Raw genomic sequence first — 17,470 nt, forward strand, 5'->3', positions numbered from 1 at the left:
ATAACTGAGCGCGCAAGTCGTTAATGTAGCGCGCAGTAAAAAAGCCCCGGTTGCGAAGTTCGGCAACCGGGGCTTTTCGTTGGCGCGCGCGGCGCTGCTGCGCAGCCGCTCGTTGGCAAAAGCGCTATTCGGGAAACGGCAGGCTTTGCTGCCCCAATGCGCGCATGTCGAACACGTTCAGCGTCATCGCGACCAGCGCGTAGTAGCCGAGCAGGCCGACCAGGTTGATCACGACCTGATGCCCGAAACGCCCGACCGTCTGCGCATACGTCGCGGCCGTCACGCGCTTCGTCTCGTACAGTTCGCTCGCGAAGTCGTAGATCAGCGCGTCGTCGGCATCGGCGAACTCGGGGCGGCGCCCCTGGCGGATCGCCTCGGCGTCCGCTTCGCCGACGCCCGCCTGCAGCGCGATCGGATAGTGGATGTACCACTCCGCCTGGGCCTGCCAGCGCGAAGCGGTCACCAGAATCGCGAGTTCCGACAGCCGCAGCGGCAGCCCGGTCTGGTAGCGGCAAAACGCGCCGAGGCGTTGCGCGTGCTGCGCGAGATCGGGGCTGTGAATCCAGCCGAGGAACGGCCCATTCAGGTTGCCGCGCGGGCCGGACAGGATTTCGTCGAGCACCGCCTTCTGTTCGGGCGTGGCAGTGGACATGTCGAAGTGAGGCAAGCGCTCGGTCATCGTCGTTCTCGCAAAAGTCGGTGGGTCGAATCTCAGCGGGCGGCGAGCGACGCGCCGATCGCATCGCTGAGGCGGCTGACGATCTCGTCGATGTCGCGCTCCGTGCAGATGAACGGCGGCGCGAGCAGCACGTGGTCGCCGCTCTTGCCGTCGACGGTCCCGCCCATCGGATACACCATCAGGCCGCGCGCGAACGCTTCGCGTTTGATCGTCGCGTGCAGTTTCAGTTTGGCGTCGAACGGCTCTTTGGTAACGCGATCCTTGACGAGTTCGACGCCGACGAACAAGCCGCGCCCGCGCACGTCGCCGATATGCGCATGTTGCGCATAGTGCTCGCGCAGCCGGCCGCGCAACTGCTCGCCGCGCGCCTGCACGTTCGCCAGCAGATCGTCTTCCGCGATCACGCGCTGCACTTCGAGCGCGGCCGCGCACGCGGTCGCATGGCCGATATAGGTATGACCATGCTGGAAGAAGCCGGAGCCGCCGACGATGGTCTGATAGATGCGGTCGCTGACCAGCGTCGCGCCGATCGCCTGATAACCCGCGCCAAGGCCCTTGGCGATGGTCAGCATATCGGGCGCCACCCCGTCTTCGTCGCACGCGTACAGATAGCCGGTGCGGCCCATGCCCGACATGATCTCGTCGAGAATCAGCAGCACGCCGTAGCGGTCGCACACCGCGCGGATCTTGCGGAAGTATTCGCGCACCGGCGGCACCGCGCCCGCCGTGGCGCCGACCACCGTTTCCGCGACGAACGCCGCGACCGTGTCCGCACCGAGCGCGAGAATCTTCTGCTCGAGTTCATCGGCGAGACGCTGAGCGAACGCTTCTTCGGTTTCGTCCGCGCGCTGCTCGCGATATGCGTAGCACGGGCTCACGTGATGCGCTTCGATCAGGATCGGCAGGAACGGCTCGCGGCGCCATGCATTGCCGCCGATCGCGAGTGCGCCGAGGGTGTTGCCGTGATAGCTCTGCCGACGCGCGATGAAATGGCGCCGCTGCGTCTCGCCCTTCTCGACGAAATACTGACGTGCGAGCTTGAGCGCCGCCTCGATCGCCTCCGAGCCACCCGACACGAAGTACACGTGCTCGAGTCCGGCCGGCGCGCTCGCGACGAGCCGGTCGGCCAGTTGCTCGGCCGGCTCCGTCGTGAAGAACGACGTGTGCGCGTACGGCAACCGTTGGGCTTGCCGCTTGATCGCGTCGATCACGCGCTGGTTGCTGTGACCGAGGCACGACACGGCTGCGCCGCCCGACGCGTCGATATAACGCTTGCCCGTGGAGTCGATGATTTCGATGCCGTCGCCCGCGACGGCCACCGGCAAGGATTGCTTTGGAGAGCGATGAAAAACGGTGGACATGATGTTCAGTTCCTGGTGAGGGCGGCGGGCGCTGAAACGCGGGCCGGTTCGGGCGTCGCGCACGCGACGAAAGTGTCGAACGCGCATTGCTTCTGGCGATACGCTTTCATCGACACACCAGCGTTGCCGATTTCGAACAGCGCGGTGGCAAGGGTGTTTTCGTCGTCGGGATCGTAAGGATCGTCGCGGTAGATCGGCAAGCCCGACGGCGCGCGATCGTGCAGTACGTCGAGCAAGGCCGCCGGTTGCAGCGGGCCGGCCGCGGCGAGGCGATTTCGCCAAGCCGGTAGCCGATGTCGTACGGCTCGCCGCTGACCTGAAAAAACACTGAATGCCTGCATCGACGCCACGGGTCGCACCATATTCAACAATCGGTACGTATTTATACGCCAATACAACATTTGTTGTCAAATGCCGTTGAACGATATCGAACGGAGCGTGGCGTGCCTCACGCAATCGCTCAAGGCACGTACGCGCCCTTCGCATGCAACGATTGTTCGGCGAGCGCAAGCTGCTCGAGCGCATCCGCACCTTCGAGCGCGAGCAAATGCGCGACCAGCGCTTCGGCGATCGCTGTGGCGGCCACCAGCGACGGAAAGAACGACGGGCTTTCGTGCGAGAAGATCAGTACCTTGTCGGCGTTCAACGCGATCGGCGACACGGCGCTGTCGGTGAGGGCGATCAGTTTGCTGCCTTTTTCGAGCGCGGCCTCGGCGACGCGCGCGGCTTCGACCGAATACGGCGCGAAGCTGATGACGATGGTCGCGCTGTCGCGCTCGATCGTGCGCAGTTGCATTTCGAGCGTGCCGGCCTCGCCGTTGAGCAGCGACACCGACGGACGAAACAGCCGGTAGCCATAGACGAGACCGAACGCCACCGCGTAACACGAGCGGAAGCCCGCCACGTGCACGTGCGACGCACGCCGCAACACGCGCGCGGCCTCGACGATCACGCGGCCGTTATGCGCGGCGGTCGTTTCGAGATTGTGCTGCTGCGCGACGAGAAGATCGTTCGCGAGCGCATCTTTCGATTTGACCATCGAGCGCGCCCGGCTCGTCAACGGCTCGGGCCGCGTGCGCACGCGCGCGACGAACAGATCGCGCAATTCGTTCCAGCCGGGAAACCCCAGTTGCTGCGACAGCCGCACCAGCGACGCGGGCTGCACCTGCGCGCGCTCGGCCACCTTGCGCATCGACGACACCGCGACCTCGTCGGGATGATCGAGCAGGAAGCCCGCTCCCATCTGGAACTGCGGGCTCAGTTCGGGAAAGCGCGCCCGAATCAGGGCGACGAGCTGATCGAAGCTGTCTGGCATGGTGAGGTGGATCGGCGCCGAGGTGAGAGATGACAACAAATGTTACCACCGGGCAGGCGCGTTTCAACGGCGCGAAGATGCTCGGTTCACCAGCGCTTCCCGATGCGCGTCGACGAAGTCCGCCATGCTGTCGAAGCGGAAGTCGATGTCAGGCTGCGAGCCCGGGTTCATCGTCGCGCCAAAGCCCGGCTGCGAATGACGGCGGTAAATCCAGCACGACGCCAGGCCGAACTCGTTTGCGGGCTTGTGGTCATGGAAGAGGCTTTCTGCCGTGTGAAGGATTTTTTCCTTCTTGATGCCGCGCTGATCGAGCTTCTGAAGCATGTACTCGAAGTTGCGCGGCGACGGCTTGTAGGACCCGACGTCCTCCGCTGTGATGATGGCGTCGAACTCAACCTGAAGCCTGGCGTTGCTGAAGGTGAAACTTTCGTTGTCGATGTTCGACAGGATGACCAGCTTGTAGTGCTTCTTCAGATATTGCAGCGCGAGCGCGGAATCGGCGAATGCCGGCCAGTTTCTGATCGACTGGCCGTACGCCACGCATTCTTCGTGTGTATAGGGCAGGCCCCACTCTTCAGCCATGCGCTTATATACGATGGGAAGCAGTTCCTGATAGCGCTTCGCAGGGGTGAAGTTCTGCTGCGACGACTCGTGGCGAGCGTGCGCTTCGAGGACCTCGTCACGCGTGAGCGGCGTCCTGGCTCGCTCCAGCAGAGGCCTCAGGCCTTCAAGGATGCCACTCTCCCAGTCGATCAAGGTGCCGTAGCAGTCAAAAGTCAGTGTATCGAAATCGGTCAGTTTCACGACTCCTCCTGTCGGATGACGTGCTCAAAGGTTGAACCCATGCCGAAGCGCAGCTAATCTGGTCAAACACGGATCCAATACCTGGAGACTATATGCGCCACCTCGTCCTAACAATGGCTGTCTTAACAGCCGCCGGCATCACCGCATCCGCCAATGCTCAATCGGTGGTCACCCTCGGTCACTCGGCTCCGCTTACGGGCCCCCAGGCGCCGAACGGAAAGGACAACGAGAACGGCGCCCGCCTTGCAATCGATGAACTCAACAGGAGCGGTGTCACGGTCGCTGGCCAGAAGGTAACTTTCAAACTGGACTCCGAGGACGACCAGGCAGATCCGAAGGTTGGCGTTCAGGTCGCGCAGAAACTCGTCGACAGCGGCGTGATTGCTGTCCTCGGCCCCTACAACTCAGGTGTGGCTATTCCGGCATCGCGCGTCTATAACGCCGGCGGGGTACCGATGCTGCCGGTTGCCTCCAATCCGGCGCTGACGAAGCAAGGCTTCAGGAACATCTTCCGTATCGGCGCGAGTGACGAGCAGCTAGGCGGAACGATGGGTCAGTTTGCGGCCAAAACATTGAAGGCCAAGACCGCCGCGGTGATCGACGACCGCACGGCATATGGGCAAGGTGTGGCCGAGCAGTTCGTCAAAGAGGCGAAGGCAAATGGAATTCAAATCGTGGACCAACAGTTCACGAACTCGTCGGCGACTGACTTCCTCGGCATTCTCACCAGCATCAAGGCCAAAAATCCGGATGTCGTCTTCTTCGGCGGATACGCTGCTCAAGGCGCGCCGATGGCCAGGCAGATGCGCGCACGCGGACTGCGAGCCAAGCTGCTTGGCGGTGATGGCATTTGCTCGGCCGACATGGGCAGGGTTGCCGGTGACGCGGCCTCTATCGTGTATTGCGCCCAGGGCGGCATCGCGCTCGACAAGACCCCAGCCGGGCGTGAGTTTCTGCAGAAATACAAGGCCGCGTTCAACACCGACACGCAGGTTTATGCGGTCAGCTACTACGACGGCGTAAAACTGCTGGCCGATGCGATGGTCAAAGCGGGAACCACGACCGACAAGGCAAAGCTCACCGCCCAGTTGGCAAAGACCAACTATAAGGGCGTGGCAGGCACCTACTCTTTCGATGAAAACGGCGATCTGAAGGGCGCACCCACGACCGTCTATGTGATCAGAAACGGGCTTCCGGTGCCCTACGGGCAGTGACGTTCAATCGAATAACCCCCAACGCACACATGAAAATCACTCGCACTATTTCGACGGTCGAGGTCCATACCGGCGGCGAAGCGTTCCGTATCGTGACGAGCGGGCTTCCTCGTCTTCCCGGTGACACCATCGTCAAGCGTCGAGCGTGGCTGAAGGAGAACGCCGACGAAATTCGTACCGCGCTGATGTTCGAACCGCGTGGTCATGCTGACATGTACGGTGGATACCTGACCGAACCCGTTAGTCCCACGGCAGACTTCGGAATCATCTTCGTCCACAACGAGGGTTATAGCGACCACTGCGGACACGGCGTGATCGCGCTGTCTACCGCGGCGGTCGAGTTGGGCTGGGTTCAGCGCCAGATTCCCGAGACGCGAATCGGCATCGACGCTCCATGTGGCTTCATCGAGGCGTTCGTGCAATGGGATGGTGAACACGCCGGCAACGTACGCTTCGTCAACGTTCCGTCGTTCATCTGGAAACGGGATGTCACGGTCGAGACGCCGTCATTTGGCACGGTAAAGGGTGACATCGCCTTCGGTGGTGCCTTCTACTTCTATACGGACGGTGCCCCGCACGGTCTCGCAGTCCGGGAGTCTTCCGTCGAGGAACTGATCAAGTTTGGCGCCGAGGTCAAAAAAGCTGCAAACGACGCGTACCCGGTTGAGCATCCCGATATCCCGGAAATCAACCACATCTACGGGACCATCATTGCCAACGCACCGCGGCACGAAGGCTCGACGCAAGCCAACTGTTGCGTCTTCGCCGACCGTGAAGTGGACCGTTCGCCCACCGGCTCAGGGACGGGCGGACGCGTCGCGCAACTCTATCTGCGCGGCGAACTGGCGAGCAACGAGACGCTCGTCAATGAGTCCATCATCGGCACGGTCTTCAAGGGGCGTGTACTCAGTGAGACGACCGTCGGCGACTTCAAGGCCGTCGTCCCCGAGGTCCAGGGCAACGCATACGTTTGCGGTTTCGCAACCTGGATCGTGGACGAGCGTGACCCGCTGGCTTACGGTTTCCTCGTCCGATAATCGGTTCCTTGCAGTCGCTTTTAGCGCGGAACGCCGTGACAGGCATTCCGCGTTGTTTGATTGGCGAATCGAGCGGCCCGACCGGTAGGTCAAAGCGCGGTTTCGTGCGCGAGGCCAGCGCGTTGGCATCACCTCATCGCCCGTTCTTGCCTTGCGTCTTCTTTGCGGTCGCTCTGCTTCGGTTCCGAAGCGCGAAGAACACACCGGCTCCGAGCGCGACGAGCAGAACCACGATCAGGCCGCCACTGATGTCGCTCATGCCGGTCATGCCACGAGATTCGCTCTGGCTGGGCGCCGCCGAGGCAGCCACGGGCGCGGAAGCCTCCGCCGCGACGGGCTGCGGAAGCGCCACACCAGCGGCACTCCCTTGACGCACCAGAGAAGCCTCCGACGTCGGCGAGGCCTGGGACACCTGAGATGCATCAGATGCGGATACGGCTGGAGGCGCTTCGGGATTGGGACCGACAGGTGCCATCGCCGTTTCCGAGGCCGTCATGACAGGCGCGGCCGGCTGAGGCGCGGCCGCCTGAGGAGCGACGTCGACGGACCGGGCCATCGCCTTCCACTGCGCGAACACGCCATCCACGCAGTGCACATCGATACAGGCGTTTCGCGCCTGCCGCCACTTCGCCAGTTGCGCGGACGAGAGTTTCCCGCTGCTCAGAAGAGCCTGTTGCTGCGCGAAGATGTCGTCGTACTCGTTGTTCAGGATCGCGTGATCGCAAATGACGCGCTCAGCGGGTTGCTGCGAGGTTGCACACTGAATGTCGTTCGCCGATGCCGCGGTCGAACCCAACGCCGCCATGGATAGCAGCAATACTCCGAATCGTCGTGCCAGGTGCACCCGTCCTCCCAGAATGTGAGTGTCAAAGTCCAGGCACCACTATGAATCCGCCTGGCTCGTCACCGTATGTTTCGACTCTGCCTTCCAGCAGATAACGTGCCGCCAACGCGCATAGCGCCGCGTCGACGTCGTCGATCGAAGTCAGCGACGCTGTTGCGATACCTTCCCGTTCGAGGATTGCCCGGCGCTGCGGACCCTTTTGCTTCGCGGATGCGACGTCCGTCCCGAGGAAAGCGCACGTGATCGCGTGGGGGAATGTCTCGAAGCACACGCGACCATTGATTTTTTCGCCCGCCGCTGAAAAGCGGAAAGTGCGCGACGAATGCGTCGTAGACGCGCTCGCCGTTGAACATCCATCCATAGAAGCCGCTTTTGCTGGCGATCGCCGTTTCGCGAGCCGGTGTCGCAAACGAAAAGATTCGCTGCCGCGCGAGCGCCTTCTCGGCTAGTCGTCCCGCGGCGCCTGTTCGCCAACGACACGGCGCATCGATGCCGACCGCCGCCACCTCGAGTGCGCGACACCGTTCGAGCATCTGTTCGGGGGTCGCGTTGCCGAGATGGCTCACGATCTCGGTGCCGCGCAGGACGACCAGATGGTTTCCCTTCCGGTCGCCGCCAACATCGATGCCCGCTACCGTGGTCGGCGTCAAAGCAGCGCCACCACCCTCACATCGCCCTGCTCCGCCGACGCCACCACCTTCTCGCCGATCCGGCGGAACGTGATCGACACCGACGCATCCCCGACCCGCAGATCGCTGACCTCGAGCCAGTCGATACCTTCGGGCAGCATCGGCTGTTCGATCAGCACTTCGCGGCGCTCGGCGTCGATCGTGATGCCCAGACACGCCTCGAGCATCATGAACGGCGAGCCCGCCGCCCATGCCTGCGGCAAACACGCGACCGGATAGGCCGTGGGCGGCTCGCCGCGGCGTCGCGGGAAGCCGCAAAACAGCTCGGGCAAGCGCATGTCGAAATTGACCGCGGCCTGGAACAGCGCCTGCAGCAGCTTCACGGCCGACGCCTTGCCGCCATAGCGTGACAGCCCTCGCGCGCACAGCGCGTTGTCGTGCGGCCAGACCGAGCCGTTGTGATATGCCATCGGATTGAAGCGCGCCTGGCTCGCGGCCAGTGTGCGCACGCCCCAGCCGGTGTGGAACAGCGTCGAGTCGAGCGCCCGCACCACCGCCTCGCCGCGCTCGCGCGTGGGCAGGCCGAACGCCAGCAGATGCCCCGCGTTCGATGCCATCACGCGACACAACTCGCCATGACCGTCGAGCGCGATGCCGTAAAAGCCGACCTCGTCCATCCAGTACTTTTCTTCGACGCAGCGGCGGATCTTCTTCGCGCGCTCCGCGTATTGCGCGGCCGCGTCGCGCAGGCCGCGCAACTTCGCGTAGTGAGCCATCGTGTCGAACGCGGCGCTCGCATAGGCCTGCACTTCGACGAGCGCGATCGGGCCGTCAGGGAAGCGCCCGTCCGCATGGAACACCGAATCGTGGCTGTCTTTCCAGCCCTGGTTCGCGAGGCCGCCATCCGATTCGCGCTGGTAATCGAGCAGCCCGTGCCGGTTTTTGTCGCACACGCCCGCGACCCACTGCGCCGCGCGTTCGAGCGCGGGCCATAGTTCGTCGATCAAGCCGACGTCGCCGGTGCGGGCCGCGTAGGCGCCGGCCAGCACGATGAACAGCGGCGTGGTGTCGACACCGCCGTAGTACAGCGCAAACGGCACTTCGCCGGCCGCGGCCATTTCGCCCTTGCGCATCTCGTGCATGATCTTGCCCGGCGCGGCGTCGCGAAACGGCGAGTTCTCGCGCGCCTGATGCTCGGCGAGAAAGCGCAGCACGCCGGCTGCGAGATGCGGTTGCAGCCACAGCGTCTGCAGCGACGTGATCACCGCGTCGCGGCCGAACGGGGTCGAAAACCATGGGATGCCCGCGTACGGGTACGGGCCGGTCGCGAGATCCGTCGTCAGCAGGCCGAGGTCGGCGAACGAGCGGTCGATCCACGCGTTGAACAGCGGATTGCTCGAACGCACGCGCGCGCTCGCGTTGCGTCGCTCGCGCATCACCAGGTGCGCATCCACCATTGCCGCGCGTACCGCCGTGCGGCCGACGCGCGGGCGCTCCGCATCGATCTGCGAGAGATGCGCTTCGCTCAACGCATGCATCGGCTGCGACACGTCGGCGCCGGGCTTGCCGGTCATCGGCACGACATGCACCGCTATCGACAGATAGATCGACACGCATGCCTGCGCGGGCAGCTTGACGGTGTAGTCGGCGCGGTCGGCGAACAGCTTGTCCGGCTGCGGCGAGAACGCGATCCGTACGTTGCGCGCCACGTCGTCGAGACCGATGTAGCCGAGCAGCACCTCCTGATTCTCGATGCGCGCGGGCTGCACGCGACCCTGTTTGTCGCGCTTCAGGCCGCGCACTTCGAACATGTCGCGGAAATCGCTGGAAAACGAAATCGACAGCGGCACGGTCGCATCGTGTGTGCCGTAGTTCGTGAGCTCGATCGCCTCGTTGAGCACGGTGCCCGACAGCACGCGCACACGCTCGACGTGGATCACGCCTTCGGGCGTGCTGTCGCCGCCGAGCGGCGGCAGCGGGCGGTTGGTCAGATGCGCGGTGAAACTGGTGTTGTCGCTGCTGACGCTGCCCGACAGCAGCGACGGCGCGCGGCCGCCGAAGGTCAGCCGCAGTTGCGACATCACGCGCGTATCGTTGACGAACAGGCCATCGTCGTGGCCGGTGATATCGCCGAGCGGATCGTTGACGACGAAGGTGTCGCCCGACTTGAGCACGTGCTGCGTAACGCTCGCGACGTTAAGGTTTTCCGTCGGGATGAAAACGCCGTCCTGCTCGGGCTCGCGATGATCGACGCCGCCGGAGTGGGTCAGCCCGCCGAGGGCTTCTGGCTGCTGTATCAAGGTCGCTCCTATGGATTCGCTGCTGCGTTTGGTTGCACTTCGGGTCTCGCCTCGGATCGGCCGCCGGATTGCCCGGTTGCCCCGTCACCGGGGGCCCCGGTTGGCCTGCTCCCCGATGGGCCGGCCCATCCGATTGTAGAGGCTCTTTCCGCGTGAGACGAGCTTATCGCCTCGGAGTTTCGGCTTTTTGCGCCGTTTTTTGACGGCGTTTCCGGTGGCACGGGACGTGCAGGCGGCAGGATGCGCGGAACGTAAAAAAACCCACGGCCTCGTGAGCCGTGGGTTGGCGACCGTCGTTGAACGCGTTGTCGGGCGTCTATCCGGCCTGTTACCGCTTCGCGACCGGCTTCGCCTCGCGCAGCGTCTCGCCGATGAACAGCTGACGCGGACGGCCGATCTTCTGCTCAGGATCGGCGATCATTTCGTTCCACTGCGCGATCCAGCCGACCGTGCGTGCCATTGCGAAGATACACGTGAACATCGACGTCGGAATGCCCAGCGCGCGCTGCACGATGCCCGAGTAGAAGTCGACGTTCGGGTACAGCTTGCGCGACACGAAATATTCGTCTTCGAGCGCGATCTTTTCCAGCGCCATCGCGAGCTTGAACAGCGGGTCGTCGTGCAGGCCCAGCTCTTCGAGCACTTCGTGGCAGGTTTCGCGCATCAGCTTCGCGCGCGGATCGTAGTTCTTGTACACGCGGTGGCCGAAGCCCATCAGCTTCACGCCCGAGTTCTTGTCCTTCACCTTCGCGATGAAGTCGGGAATGTTGTCGACCGAGCCGATCTCTTCCAGCATGTTCAGCGCGGCTTCGTTCGCGCCGCCGTGCGCCGGGCCCCACAGACACGCGATACCGGCCGCGATACACGCGAACGGATTCGCCCCCGACGAACCGGCGAGCCGCACGGTCGACGTCGACGCGTTCTGCTCGTGGTCCGCGTGCAGGATCAGAATGCGGTCGAGCGCGCGCACCAGCACGTCGTTGACCTCGTACTCCTCGGCAGGATTCGAGAACATCATGCGCATGAAGTTCGCGCTGTACGACAGGTCGTTCTTCGGATACACGAACGGTTGACCGACGCTGTACTTGTACGCCATCGCGACCAGCGTGGGCAGCTTCGCGATCATGCGGATCGCCGATACGTCGCGATGCTGCTGGTTCGTGATGTCGAGCGAGTCGTGATAGAACGCGGACAGCGCGCCGACCGCGGCGACCAGAATCGCCATCGGGTGCGCGTCGCGACGGAAGCCGCGGAAAAAGAAGTGCATCTGCTCGTGCACCATCGTGTGCTGCGTGACGGTGTTCTCGAACTCGGCTTTCTGCTGGGCGTTCGGCAGTTCGCCCTTCAGCAGCAGGTAGCAGGTTTCGAGGAAGTCGGCGTTCTGCGCGAGGTTGTCGATCGGGTAGCCGCGGTAGAGCAGTTCGCCCTTGTCGCCGTCGATATATGTGATCTCGGAGTTGCACGCCGCCGTCGACATGAAACCCGGGTCGTACGTGAATTTGCCGGTCTGGCCGTACAGCTTGCGGATGTCGATGACGTCGGGGCCCAGCGAGCCCTGATAGATCGGCAGATCGATGGTCTGGTCGCTGTCGGAAAAGCTCAGCGTTGCGTGTGACTTCGAGTTCATGTACGTCTTCCTTTTGCTTGATACCGCACTCGCGCCGGCATGCATCGCGTTCGTACGGCGAGGCGCGACATCGGCGCTCCCGAAGACGGGCATGCTCAGGCTCCGCTGCGCATTCTACGGGTCGGCGTGTCGTTGATTGCGTCGATTGATCGCAACAGTCCATCTCCTTGGGCGCAACATTCGTTGTCGGCGCGCGGCGGGTGCATCGCGATGCCGTTGAAAGTTGCACGAAAGTCGGAACACCAGCCGCAACAATGTTTTGCTGCCAGCACACTGCGTCGGGCGGGATCCATCTGCGATACTCAGTCCGTGCATTGATGCTTGCGGCCCGCGATTCGAAGCGGGTTTTTTTGATCACACAGAAAAGCAGGACGAATACAAATGAATGTCTCTCTCGAAACGCTGTTTCCGGATCACGTCCATACCGAAGACCACACGGTCACCGCGCTGAATCATCAGGATATCGTCGTCGCGTTGTCGGCGGCGCTGAAGACGCAGGACGTCGCGGTGCTGCACATGCTCTATCCGCGCACCGACGCGCGCACGCATCGCAGTCTCGACACGCTCGTCGACGTGCTGCATGGACACGGCCTGCATGAAGTCGCGGATCTGATCGCGCAGGAAGCGCACTATCTACTGTTCAAGGACCCGGTAAAGGCGTGGAGGGTGTTCCACGAAATCCGCAACGACTCGCTCGCGATCGGCGTACATCTGTACTATCACGGGCTCGTCGGCGAGGCGGCCGAACGCGCGCTCGACAAGGACGCGCATCGCAAGGCCTGATGCAGTAACGGGCGATCGGCGGCGCGCGCCGGCCGATCGCCCTTGGTCTTCGCTTCACTTGCTCAGCGCGCGCTCATCGCCTGAATGAAATCATCCACGTAACGATTGAACGCGGACGGGTGCGCGAGGTTCATGCCATGCGACGCACCGCGTACCGTTTCGCGGCGCGCATCGGGCAACCATCCCTGCAACGCCGTCACCGTGCGGTGGAACATGTCGGGACTCTTCTCGCCGTCGAGCAGCAGGACCGGGCAGCGCAGATCGGCCGCGTCCTCGGGCATGTAGGCGGGCAGCGGATCGCGGAATTGCCGCGCGAGCGTGTGCGCGTTGTCCGTCGCCATGCGGCGAAAACCCGGGGTGCTCAGCGCCCAGAAGCCGGGGCGGCTCACCGAATCGACGAACAGTTGCAAGCCTGCTTCGATCTCGCCGCTTTCGATCAACCGAGCCGCTTTCGCACGCAATGCGTTGACCGTCTCCGGCACGCTCGCGGGTGGACGTCCGGCGATCTGCAGCGGGCCGCCCGGATCGGCGAGCGTCAGCGTGCGCACGTGTTTGGGATGGCGTCGCGCGAAATGATAGGCGACGCAGCCGCCGCGCGAATGCCCGACCACATGCGCGGGCCCCGCGCCGAAACGCGCGATGAACTCCGCCACTTCATCGGCGTGGCTGCTCCAACTGAACGGCAGGTCCACCCGCGCGCTATCGGTCACTGGCCAGTAATGCGTGAGACTGACCGCGACGCAGCGATAGCGCTTCGACAGGCCGGCCAGTTGCGGCTGCCAGTAGCGGTAGTCGCACAACGAACCGTGCACGAACAGCAGCAAGTCGCCCTCGCCGGCCTCGACGTAAGGCATGCGCAAGCCGCTGCGTAGTCCGATGAAGGATGGCGATGACGACAGCGACGAAGCGGAAACGGATTGATTCACGGATGAGCTACGGGCGGCGCGGCATCGGCGCGCGAATGCGCGCGGAGCCGGCAACAAGCATTGGGAAATGAGCGTACCGGTGTCCCTGAAAACGGGACGCGATGCGTATTGTCACATAAGCGTCAGCGACGCGTCGGGCAGGCGTCTTCATCAAACCACTGACGCGTGGCGACAAGGATATTACTCGCCTGGAGAGAACTTCATCAGTCAGGCCGTTTCCTAAAGATCAACATAACCGGTGCGCCCCATAAAGCATCGTATATTGGGTTTCCCGATATTTTTTAGATGTTCGACGACCTCTTTAAACAGAGGCTCATCCTTGTCTGGCTCCATCATTATTCGCCAATCCTGGTCGCCGTCTCCTTTCATCTTTAAGAAGTGTGCGTCGCCTGCGTCGCCTGGTTCGTCCATATAGGCCCTGACTATATAACTGACATTTCCCTCGACAAATTCATAGATATCGTACTCGTAATAATATTCATACATTCCATTTTCATCGCGGTCACTGCAGTCGATATGGTGGCTCACAATTACTTTCATTAACTTCTCCTGCCGGTCAAAAATTTTGGCGTCAAAGCTCAAGATACGCTGTGAGAATGTAGTACGGCATGCCATTGTGGGGTTCGCGCTTTATAAACATTTTAACCTTCCTCAACGGCACGAGTTTCCCTGTTGATCGAGTCATTCCATACCCTGCAGGGGACCCTACGTCATGAATCAGACATAGACGTATGTCATTTGCCGCCGCCCATGCCTTCACCCTCGCAGAGTTGAATTGCATAACCTTTGAAACTGCACTTTCAGCGGCGCGCAAATTCGTAAATGAGGATGCGATGTCAATGCGATTTTCAGCAGCCAGCCTGGCGCGCAATTGCGCCTCGGTTCGTCCCACATGCTTTGCGATTGTATGCCCACCAATCCGGCTGCCAGCTTGCGCCTCATGCTCAATCAGATTGATCCCGGCCCATCGTAACGCTGGCGGCGCGTACCGCCCTGATCGAACCGGCAAAGCCGAACGGCACGACCATATCAACTGACAGGCCTATGTTGTTCGCCAAGTCAGGACTGGCTTTCATCGCCTCGGCCAGTTTCGTCGTACCTTGCTGTATCAGCGTGGCCGTATCCCGGCCTGTCCAGATTTGGCGTAGACCGGCCGACGCCGTATCTGAGCCATGCACGCCGAACACGACACACGCGGCTTTGCTGGCCATCGTCGGTTCCGGCAGCACACACAGTGGCGCCGCCCCGACCATTTCCAGCACCCCGCCGACCACCTGCAAACCGCCCCATAGCCGGTTGGAAAGCATCTCCGTGGGGCTGATCGACTGGCGGGAGAGCACTGCCGCCAGTTGCGGCGCACTGAGCACCACCCGCACGCCGTCCGAATCCTGTTGATACGACGTTCCGGTGTCCTCTGTAGTTGTTAGGGCTGCTACGCTAGCAGGCATCCACAGGGGTATGGAATGGGCGATGGATGATTTTTGGATTCCGCTTCGGTCAACGAAGTGTCAATATTTGTCCGCGTCGGAGGGTCTCAGTTCACTGGGAAGCGCGTGCGCGGCATTCTGAAACGGGAGCGCTGTGGCGGCAACGCTGGCCGCTTCCTGTTCGCGGTCGCGTTCGTTAATTGAGTGTTTGCCAGCGTCGATCGAACGGCCCATCGCAAGCGCCTTCACGTGCGTCCGCAATAGAGACCTCGGGAGACACGCCGGGCCCGCATCGCGTCGCTTGCCCGTCACAGGGCCGGTAAAGCGCAGCGTCCATTTGCAGCCCGCCTTGCCAAGGGTGAGCAGCAGCCCGGTTACCCTGCCACCGAATGCCGGGTTTTTGCCGAGCTGTAGTGAAGCCCTTATCCACCGCTCACGCGTCCCCGGCTTCGTCCACCCACCCTGCCGCGGCCGCCGCGCCCGCGCCGCGCACCGCGCAGGTCAGCGGTTCGTCGGCGACGTGCACGTCGAGGCCGATTTCCCGGCTCAAACGCCGCCCCAGATTGCGCAGCAGCGCGCCGCCACCGGTCAGCACGATGCCCTTGTGCGCGATGTCCGTCACGAGTTCAGCGGGAGCCAATTCGAGCCCGCGCTTCACCGCGCCGATCACCTGGCTCAGCGGCCCTTCGATCGCCTCCGAAATATCGCGGTTGCTCAACTGCACCGTGCGCGGTAGCCCATCGTCGACGCTGCGGCCGGTTGCGTTCATCTGCTCGAGCGGCACGTCGTGCACGGCCGAGCCGATGGCTCTCTTGACGTGCTCGGCGGTCTGCTCGCCGAGCAGCACGCCATACAGATTGCGCACGTAGCCGATGATCGCCGCGTCGAAATTGTCGCCGCCGACGCGCACCGAGCCGCTATACGCGGTGCCGCCCAGCGCGATCACGCCGACCTCGGTGGTGCCGCCGCCGATGTCGACCACCATCGAGCCGGTCGGATCGCCCACCGGCAGGCCCGCGCCGAGCGCCGACGCGAGCGATTCGCCGATCAGGCTGACCTTCCACGCGCCAGCCGCCTCGGCCGCTTCGCGGATCGCGCGACGCTCGACGTGGGTCGCGGAGGCCGGCACGCACAGCGTGAATGCCGCGCGCCGGCTGAAGAGCGAACGCGGCCGCGCCATGTCGACGAATTGCTTGATCATGTGTTCGGCGGCGGAGAAATTGGCGATGACGCCGTGGCGCATCGGGCGTACCGCTTCGAGATTGCGCGGCACGCGGCCGAGCAGTTGGCGCGCCTCGGCGCCGATCGCGGCGATCCGCTTCGACCCGCTCGCGGGCTGCGTCTCGAAGCACACGACGGACGGCTGGTTCAGCACGATGCCGCCGTCGTCGGTATAGATAAGGGTGTTGGCCGTGCCGAGATCCACCGCCACGGCGTGGCGGAACAGTCGCTCAAAGAGCGGGTAATGCGGCGTCGGTCTGGCCATATGCAGGCTCTGATGTGTCGTTATGCGCCGTCCAAGGCGGTCTGGAAATGCGCCCCCGGTACCCCGAAGCCGCGCGACACGCCCCGCTGGGCGTTGCGCTTCCCGCGCGGCGGGGGTGATTTTCAAGCTATTGCCCATATGACGGCAAGCCCATCAGAATCTTTAGGGCCACTTTCTAGTGGGTTTGTGTCAATCGCGCGACAGCTCGCCCAGCGCGCGTTCCAGCGCATCACGGCCGAGCGCGACGCCGTCGGCGGTGATCGTGTGGCCGACGCCGGGCAGCACGTAGGCGTCGACCGCATAGCCGGCGGAGTTGAAAGCGTCGGCCGCGGATTCGAGTTCGCGCACCGGGATCACCTCGTCGTTCTCGCCGTGGACGAGCGTGAGCGGCGTCGCGCGGTTCGACGACACGATCGGCGAGGCGAGCCGCCCCGAATACGCGACGACGCCCGCCGCGCCCTCAACGCTCGACGCGACGTGATGCAGCGCCATGATCGAACCTTGCGAGAAGCCGACCAGCGCAAGCCGATCGAAAGACAGCTGCCAATGCGCGAGCTCGGCGTCGAGCACGCGGCGCAGCGCCGGATAGGCGGCGGCGACGCGCGCCTCGCGGTTCGCCGCGCCGACGTCGCGCAGGCTGAACCACTGGCGGCCGCCGAAGCCGCCGTCGAACGGATCGGTGCCGTCGAGCGACACGAACGCCGTGCCGGGCAGCTCCTCGCTCCAGATGTCGGCGAGCGGCATCAGATCGCGCGCGTTGCTGCCGACGCCGTGCATCAGCACGACGAGGCTCGTCGCGGGCGCGTTTTGCGGCGCGCGCCGCCAGCCGTGTTCGAATTGTTGCCAGCTCATGGTGGGGTCCTTTTTTCCGTGGGATTGGGTGTACGTTTCGGCCTTTGCTGACGCAACCTCAGCCGCGAGCATACGCCGCGTGCCGCGTTCGCGCCGTCGGGCGCCGCATCGGCTGCTGCCGTGGCCGCGCCGGCCGGCGATTGCGGGTATGCTTTTGCGCATCGACGGACCCGCCGCCGCGGTGCA

16 protein-coding genes and 2 pseudogenes are annotated in these 17,470 nt (G+C 63.5%); 3 read left to right on the plus strand and 15 right to left on the minus strand.

The genetic code is table 11. The annotated features are described in order from the left end of the window. Window positions 1-124: 124 nt before the first annotated feature. The 5 genes from OKW40_RS24750 to OKW40_RS24770 all read right to left on the minus strand — a co-directional run bounded on the left by OKW40_RS24750 (window position 125) and on the right by OKW40_RS24770 (window position 4,159). On the minus strand, window positions 125-679 hold the full coding sequence (locus OKW40_RS24750; protein ID WP_429353636.1) for a carboxymuconolactone decarboxylase family protein: 555 nt from the start codon (window positions 677-679) through the stop codon (window positions 125-127). A 32-nt stretch (window positions 680-711) separates the two neighbouring features. After that, complete coding sequence (locus OKW40_RS24755) at window positions 712-2,040, minus strand: aspartate aminotransferase family protein (RefSeq protein ID WP_184059906.1); 1,329 nt, start codon at window positions 2,038-2,040, stop codon at window positions 712-714. Between the two features lie 5 nt (window positions 2,041-2,045). Continuing rightward, window positions 2,046-2,276 (minus strand): hypothetical protein, encoded by a 231-nt coding sequence (locus tag OKW40_RS24760; protein ID WP_429403022.1) that lies wholly within the window; start codon window positions 2,274-2,276, stop codon window positions 2,046-2,048. Between the two features lie 224 nt (window positions 2,277-2,500). Beyond that, window positions 2,501-3,355, minus strand: coding sequence for a MurR/RpiR family transcriptional regulator (locus OKW40_RS24765; RefSeq protein WP_429354219.1), 855 nt, complete (start codon window positions 3,353-3,355; stop codon window positions 2,501-2,503). Between the two features lie 63 nt (window positions 3,356-3,418). Then, window positions 3,419-4,159, minus strand: coding sequence for a haloacid dehalogenase type II (locus tag OKW40_RS24770; protein WP_429492156.1), 741 nt, complete (start codon window positions 4,157-4,159; stop codon window positions 3,419-3,421). A gap of 92 nt (window positions 4,160-4,251) precedes the next feature. On the opposite strand from OKW40_RS24770, the gene OKW40_RS24775 reads away from it, so the two are divergent. Further along, window positions 4,252-5,373, plus strand: a complete 1,122-nt coding sequence (locus OKW40_RS24775) for a branched-chain amino acid ABC transporter substrate-binding protein (protein ID WP_429492158.1) — start codon at window positions 4,252-4,254, stop codon at window positions 5,371-5,373. A 29-nt stretch (window positions 5,374-5,402) separates the two neighbouring features. Continuing rightward, window positions 5,403-6,410: a trans-3-hydroxy-L-proline dehydratase gene (lhpH, locus tag OKW40_RS24780; protein WP_184059898.1), complete on the plus strand. Its 1,008-nt coding sequence runs from the start codon at window positions 5,403-5,405 to the stop codon at window positions 6,408-6,410. Between the two features lie 133 nt (window positions 6,411-6,543). On the opposite strand, the gene OKW40_RS24785 is transcribed toward lhpH, so the two are convergent. The 4 genes and pseudogenes from OKW40_RS24785 to gltA all read right to left on the minus strand — a co-directional run bounded on the left by OKW40_RS24785 (window position 6,544) and on the right by gltA (window position 11,810). Next, on the minus strand, window positions 6,544-7,215 hold the full coding sequence (locus OKW40_RS24785; RefSeq protein ID WP_184059896.1) for a hypothetical protein: 672 nt from the start codon (window positions 7,213-7,215) through the stop codon (window positions 6,544-6,546). A 61-nt stretch (window positions 7,216-7,276) separates the two neighbouring features. After that, window positions 7,277-7,904 (minus strand): annotated as a pseudogene (locus OKW40_RS24790) (DUF429 domain-containing protein). Beyond that, window positions 7,901-10,180 (minus strand): amylo-alpha-1,6-glucosidase, encoded by a 2,280-nt coding sequence (locus OKW40_RS24795; protein ID WP_090810509.1) that lies wholly within the window; start codon window positions 10,178-10,180, stop codon window positions 7,901-7,903. The pseudogene OKW40_RS24790 and the gene OKW40_RS24795 overlap by 4 nt, the downstream one beginning before the upstream one ends. 331 nt (window positions 10,181-10,511) lie before the next feature. Further along, window positions 10,512-11,810, minus strand: a complete 1,299-nt coding sequence (gene gltA / locus OKW40_RS24800; RefSeq protein WP_184059892.1) for a citrate synthase — start codon at window positions 11,808-11,810, stop codon at window positions 10,512-10,514. A gap of 381 nt (window positions 11,811-12,191) precedes the next feature. Between gltA and OKW40_RS24805 the strand changes: the two genes are divergently transcribed. Next, on the plus strand, window positions 12,192-12,593 hold the full coding sequence (locus tag OKW40_RS24805; protein ID WP_184059890.1) for a hypothetical protein: 402 nt from the start codon (window positions 12,192-12,194) through the stop codon (window positions 12,591-12,593). A 62-nt stretch (window positions 12,594-12,655) separates the two neighbouring features. Here the strand turns inward: OKW40_RS24805 and OKW40_RS24810 are convergent, their stop codons facing one another. From OKW40_RS24810 to OKW40_RS24835, 6 genes and pseudogenes are all read right to left on the minus strand, one after another. Further along, on the minus strand, window positions 12,656-13,519 hold the full coding sequence (locus OKW40_RS24810) for an alpha/beta fold hydrolase (RefSeq protein WP_429492160.1): 864 nt from the start codon (window positions 13,517-13,519) through the stop codon (window positions 12,656-12,658). 219 nt (window positions 13,520-13,738) lie between these two features. Beyond that, on the minus strand, window positions 13,739-14,059 hold the full coding sequence (locus OKW40_RS24815) for a hypothetical protein (RefSeq protein WP_429492162.1): 321 nt from the start codon (window positions 14,057-14,059) through the stop codon (window positions 13,739-13,741). Window positions 14,060-14,090: 31 nt separating this feature from the next. Beyond that, window positions 14,091-14,967 (minus strand): annotated as a pseudogene (locus tag OKW40_RS24820) (RNase A-like domain-containing protein). 60 nt (window positions 14,968-15,027) lie between these two features. Next, window positions 15,028-15,180: a hypothetical protein gene (locus OKW40_RS24825; RefSeq protein WP_429492163.1), complete on the minus strand. Its 153-nt coding sequence runs from the start codon at window positions 15,178-15,180 to the stop codon at window positions 15,028-15,030. 199 nt (window positions 15,181-15,379) lie between these two features. Next, on the minus strand, window positions 15,380-16,432 hold the full coding sequence (locus OKW40_RS24830; protein ID WP_184031269.1) for a rod shape-determining protein: 1,053 nt from the start codon (window positions 16,430-16,432) through the stop codon (window positions 15,380-15,382). 189 nt (window positions 16,433-16,621) lie between these two features. Continuing rightward, a complete protein-coding gene (locus tag OKW40_RS24835; RefSeq protein ID WP_429403015.1) occupies window positions 16,622-17,284 on the minus strand; it encodes an alpha/beta hydrolase in 663 nt (220 codons plus the stop codon). Between the last annotated feature and the right edge of the window lie 186 nt (window positions 17,285-17,470).

The organism is Paraburkholderia sp. RAU6.4a (assembly GCF_050435625.1).
In the GTDB taxonomy this organism is placed as follows: Bacteria; Pseudomonadota; Gammaproteobacteria; order Burkholderiales; family Burkholderiaceae; genus Paraburkholderia; species Paraburkholderia tuberum.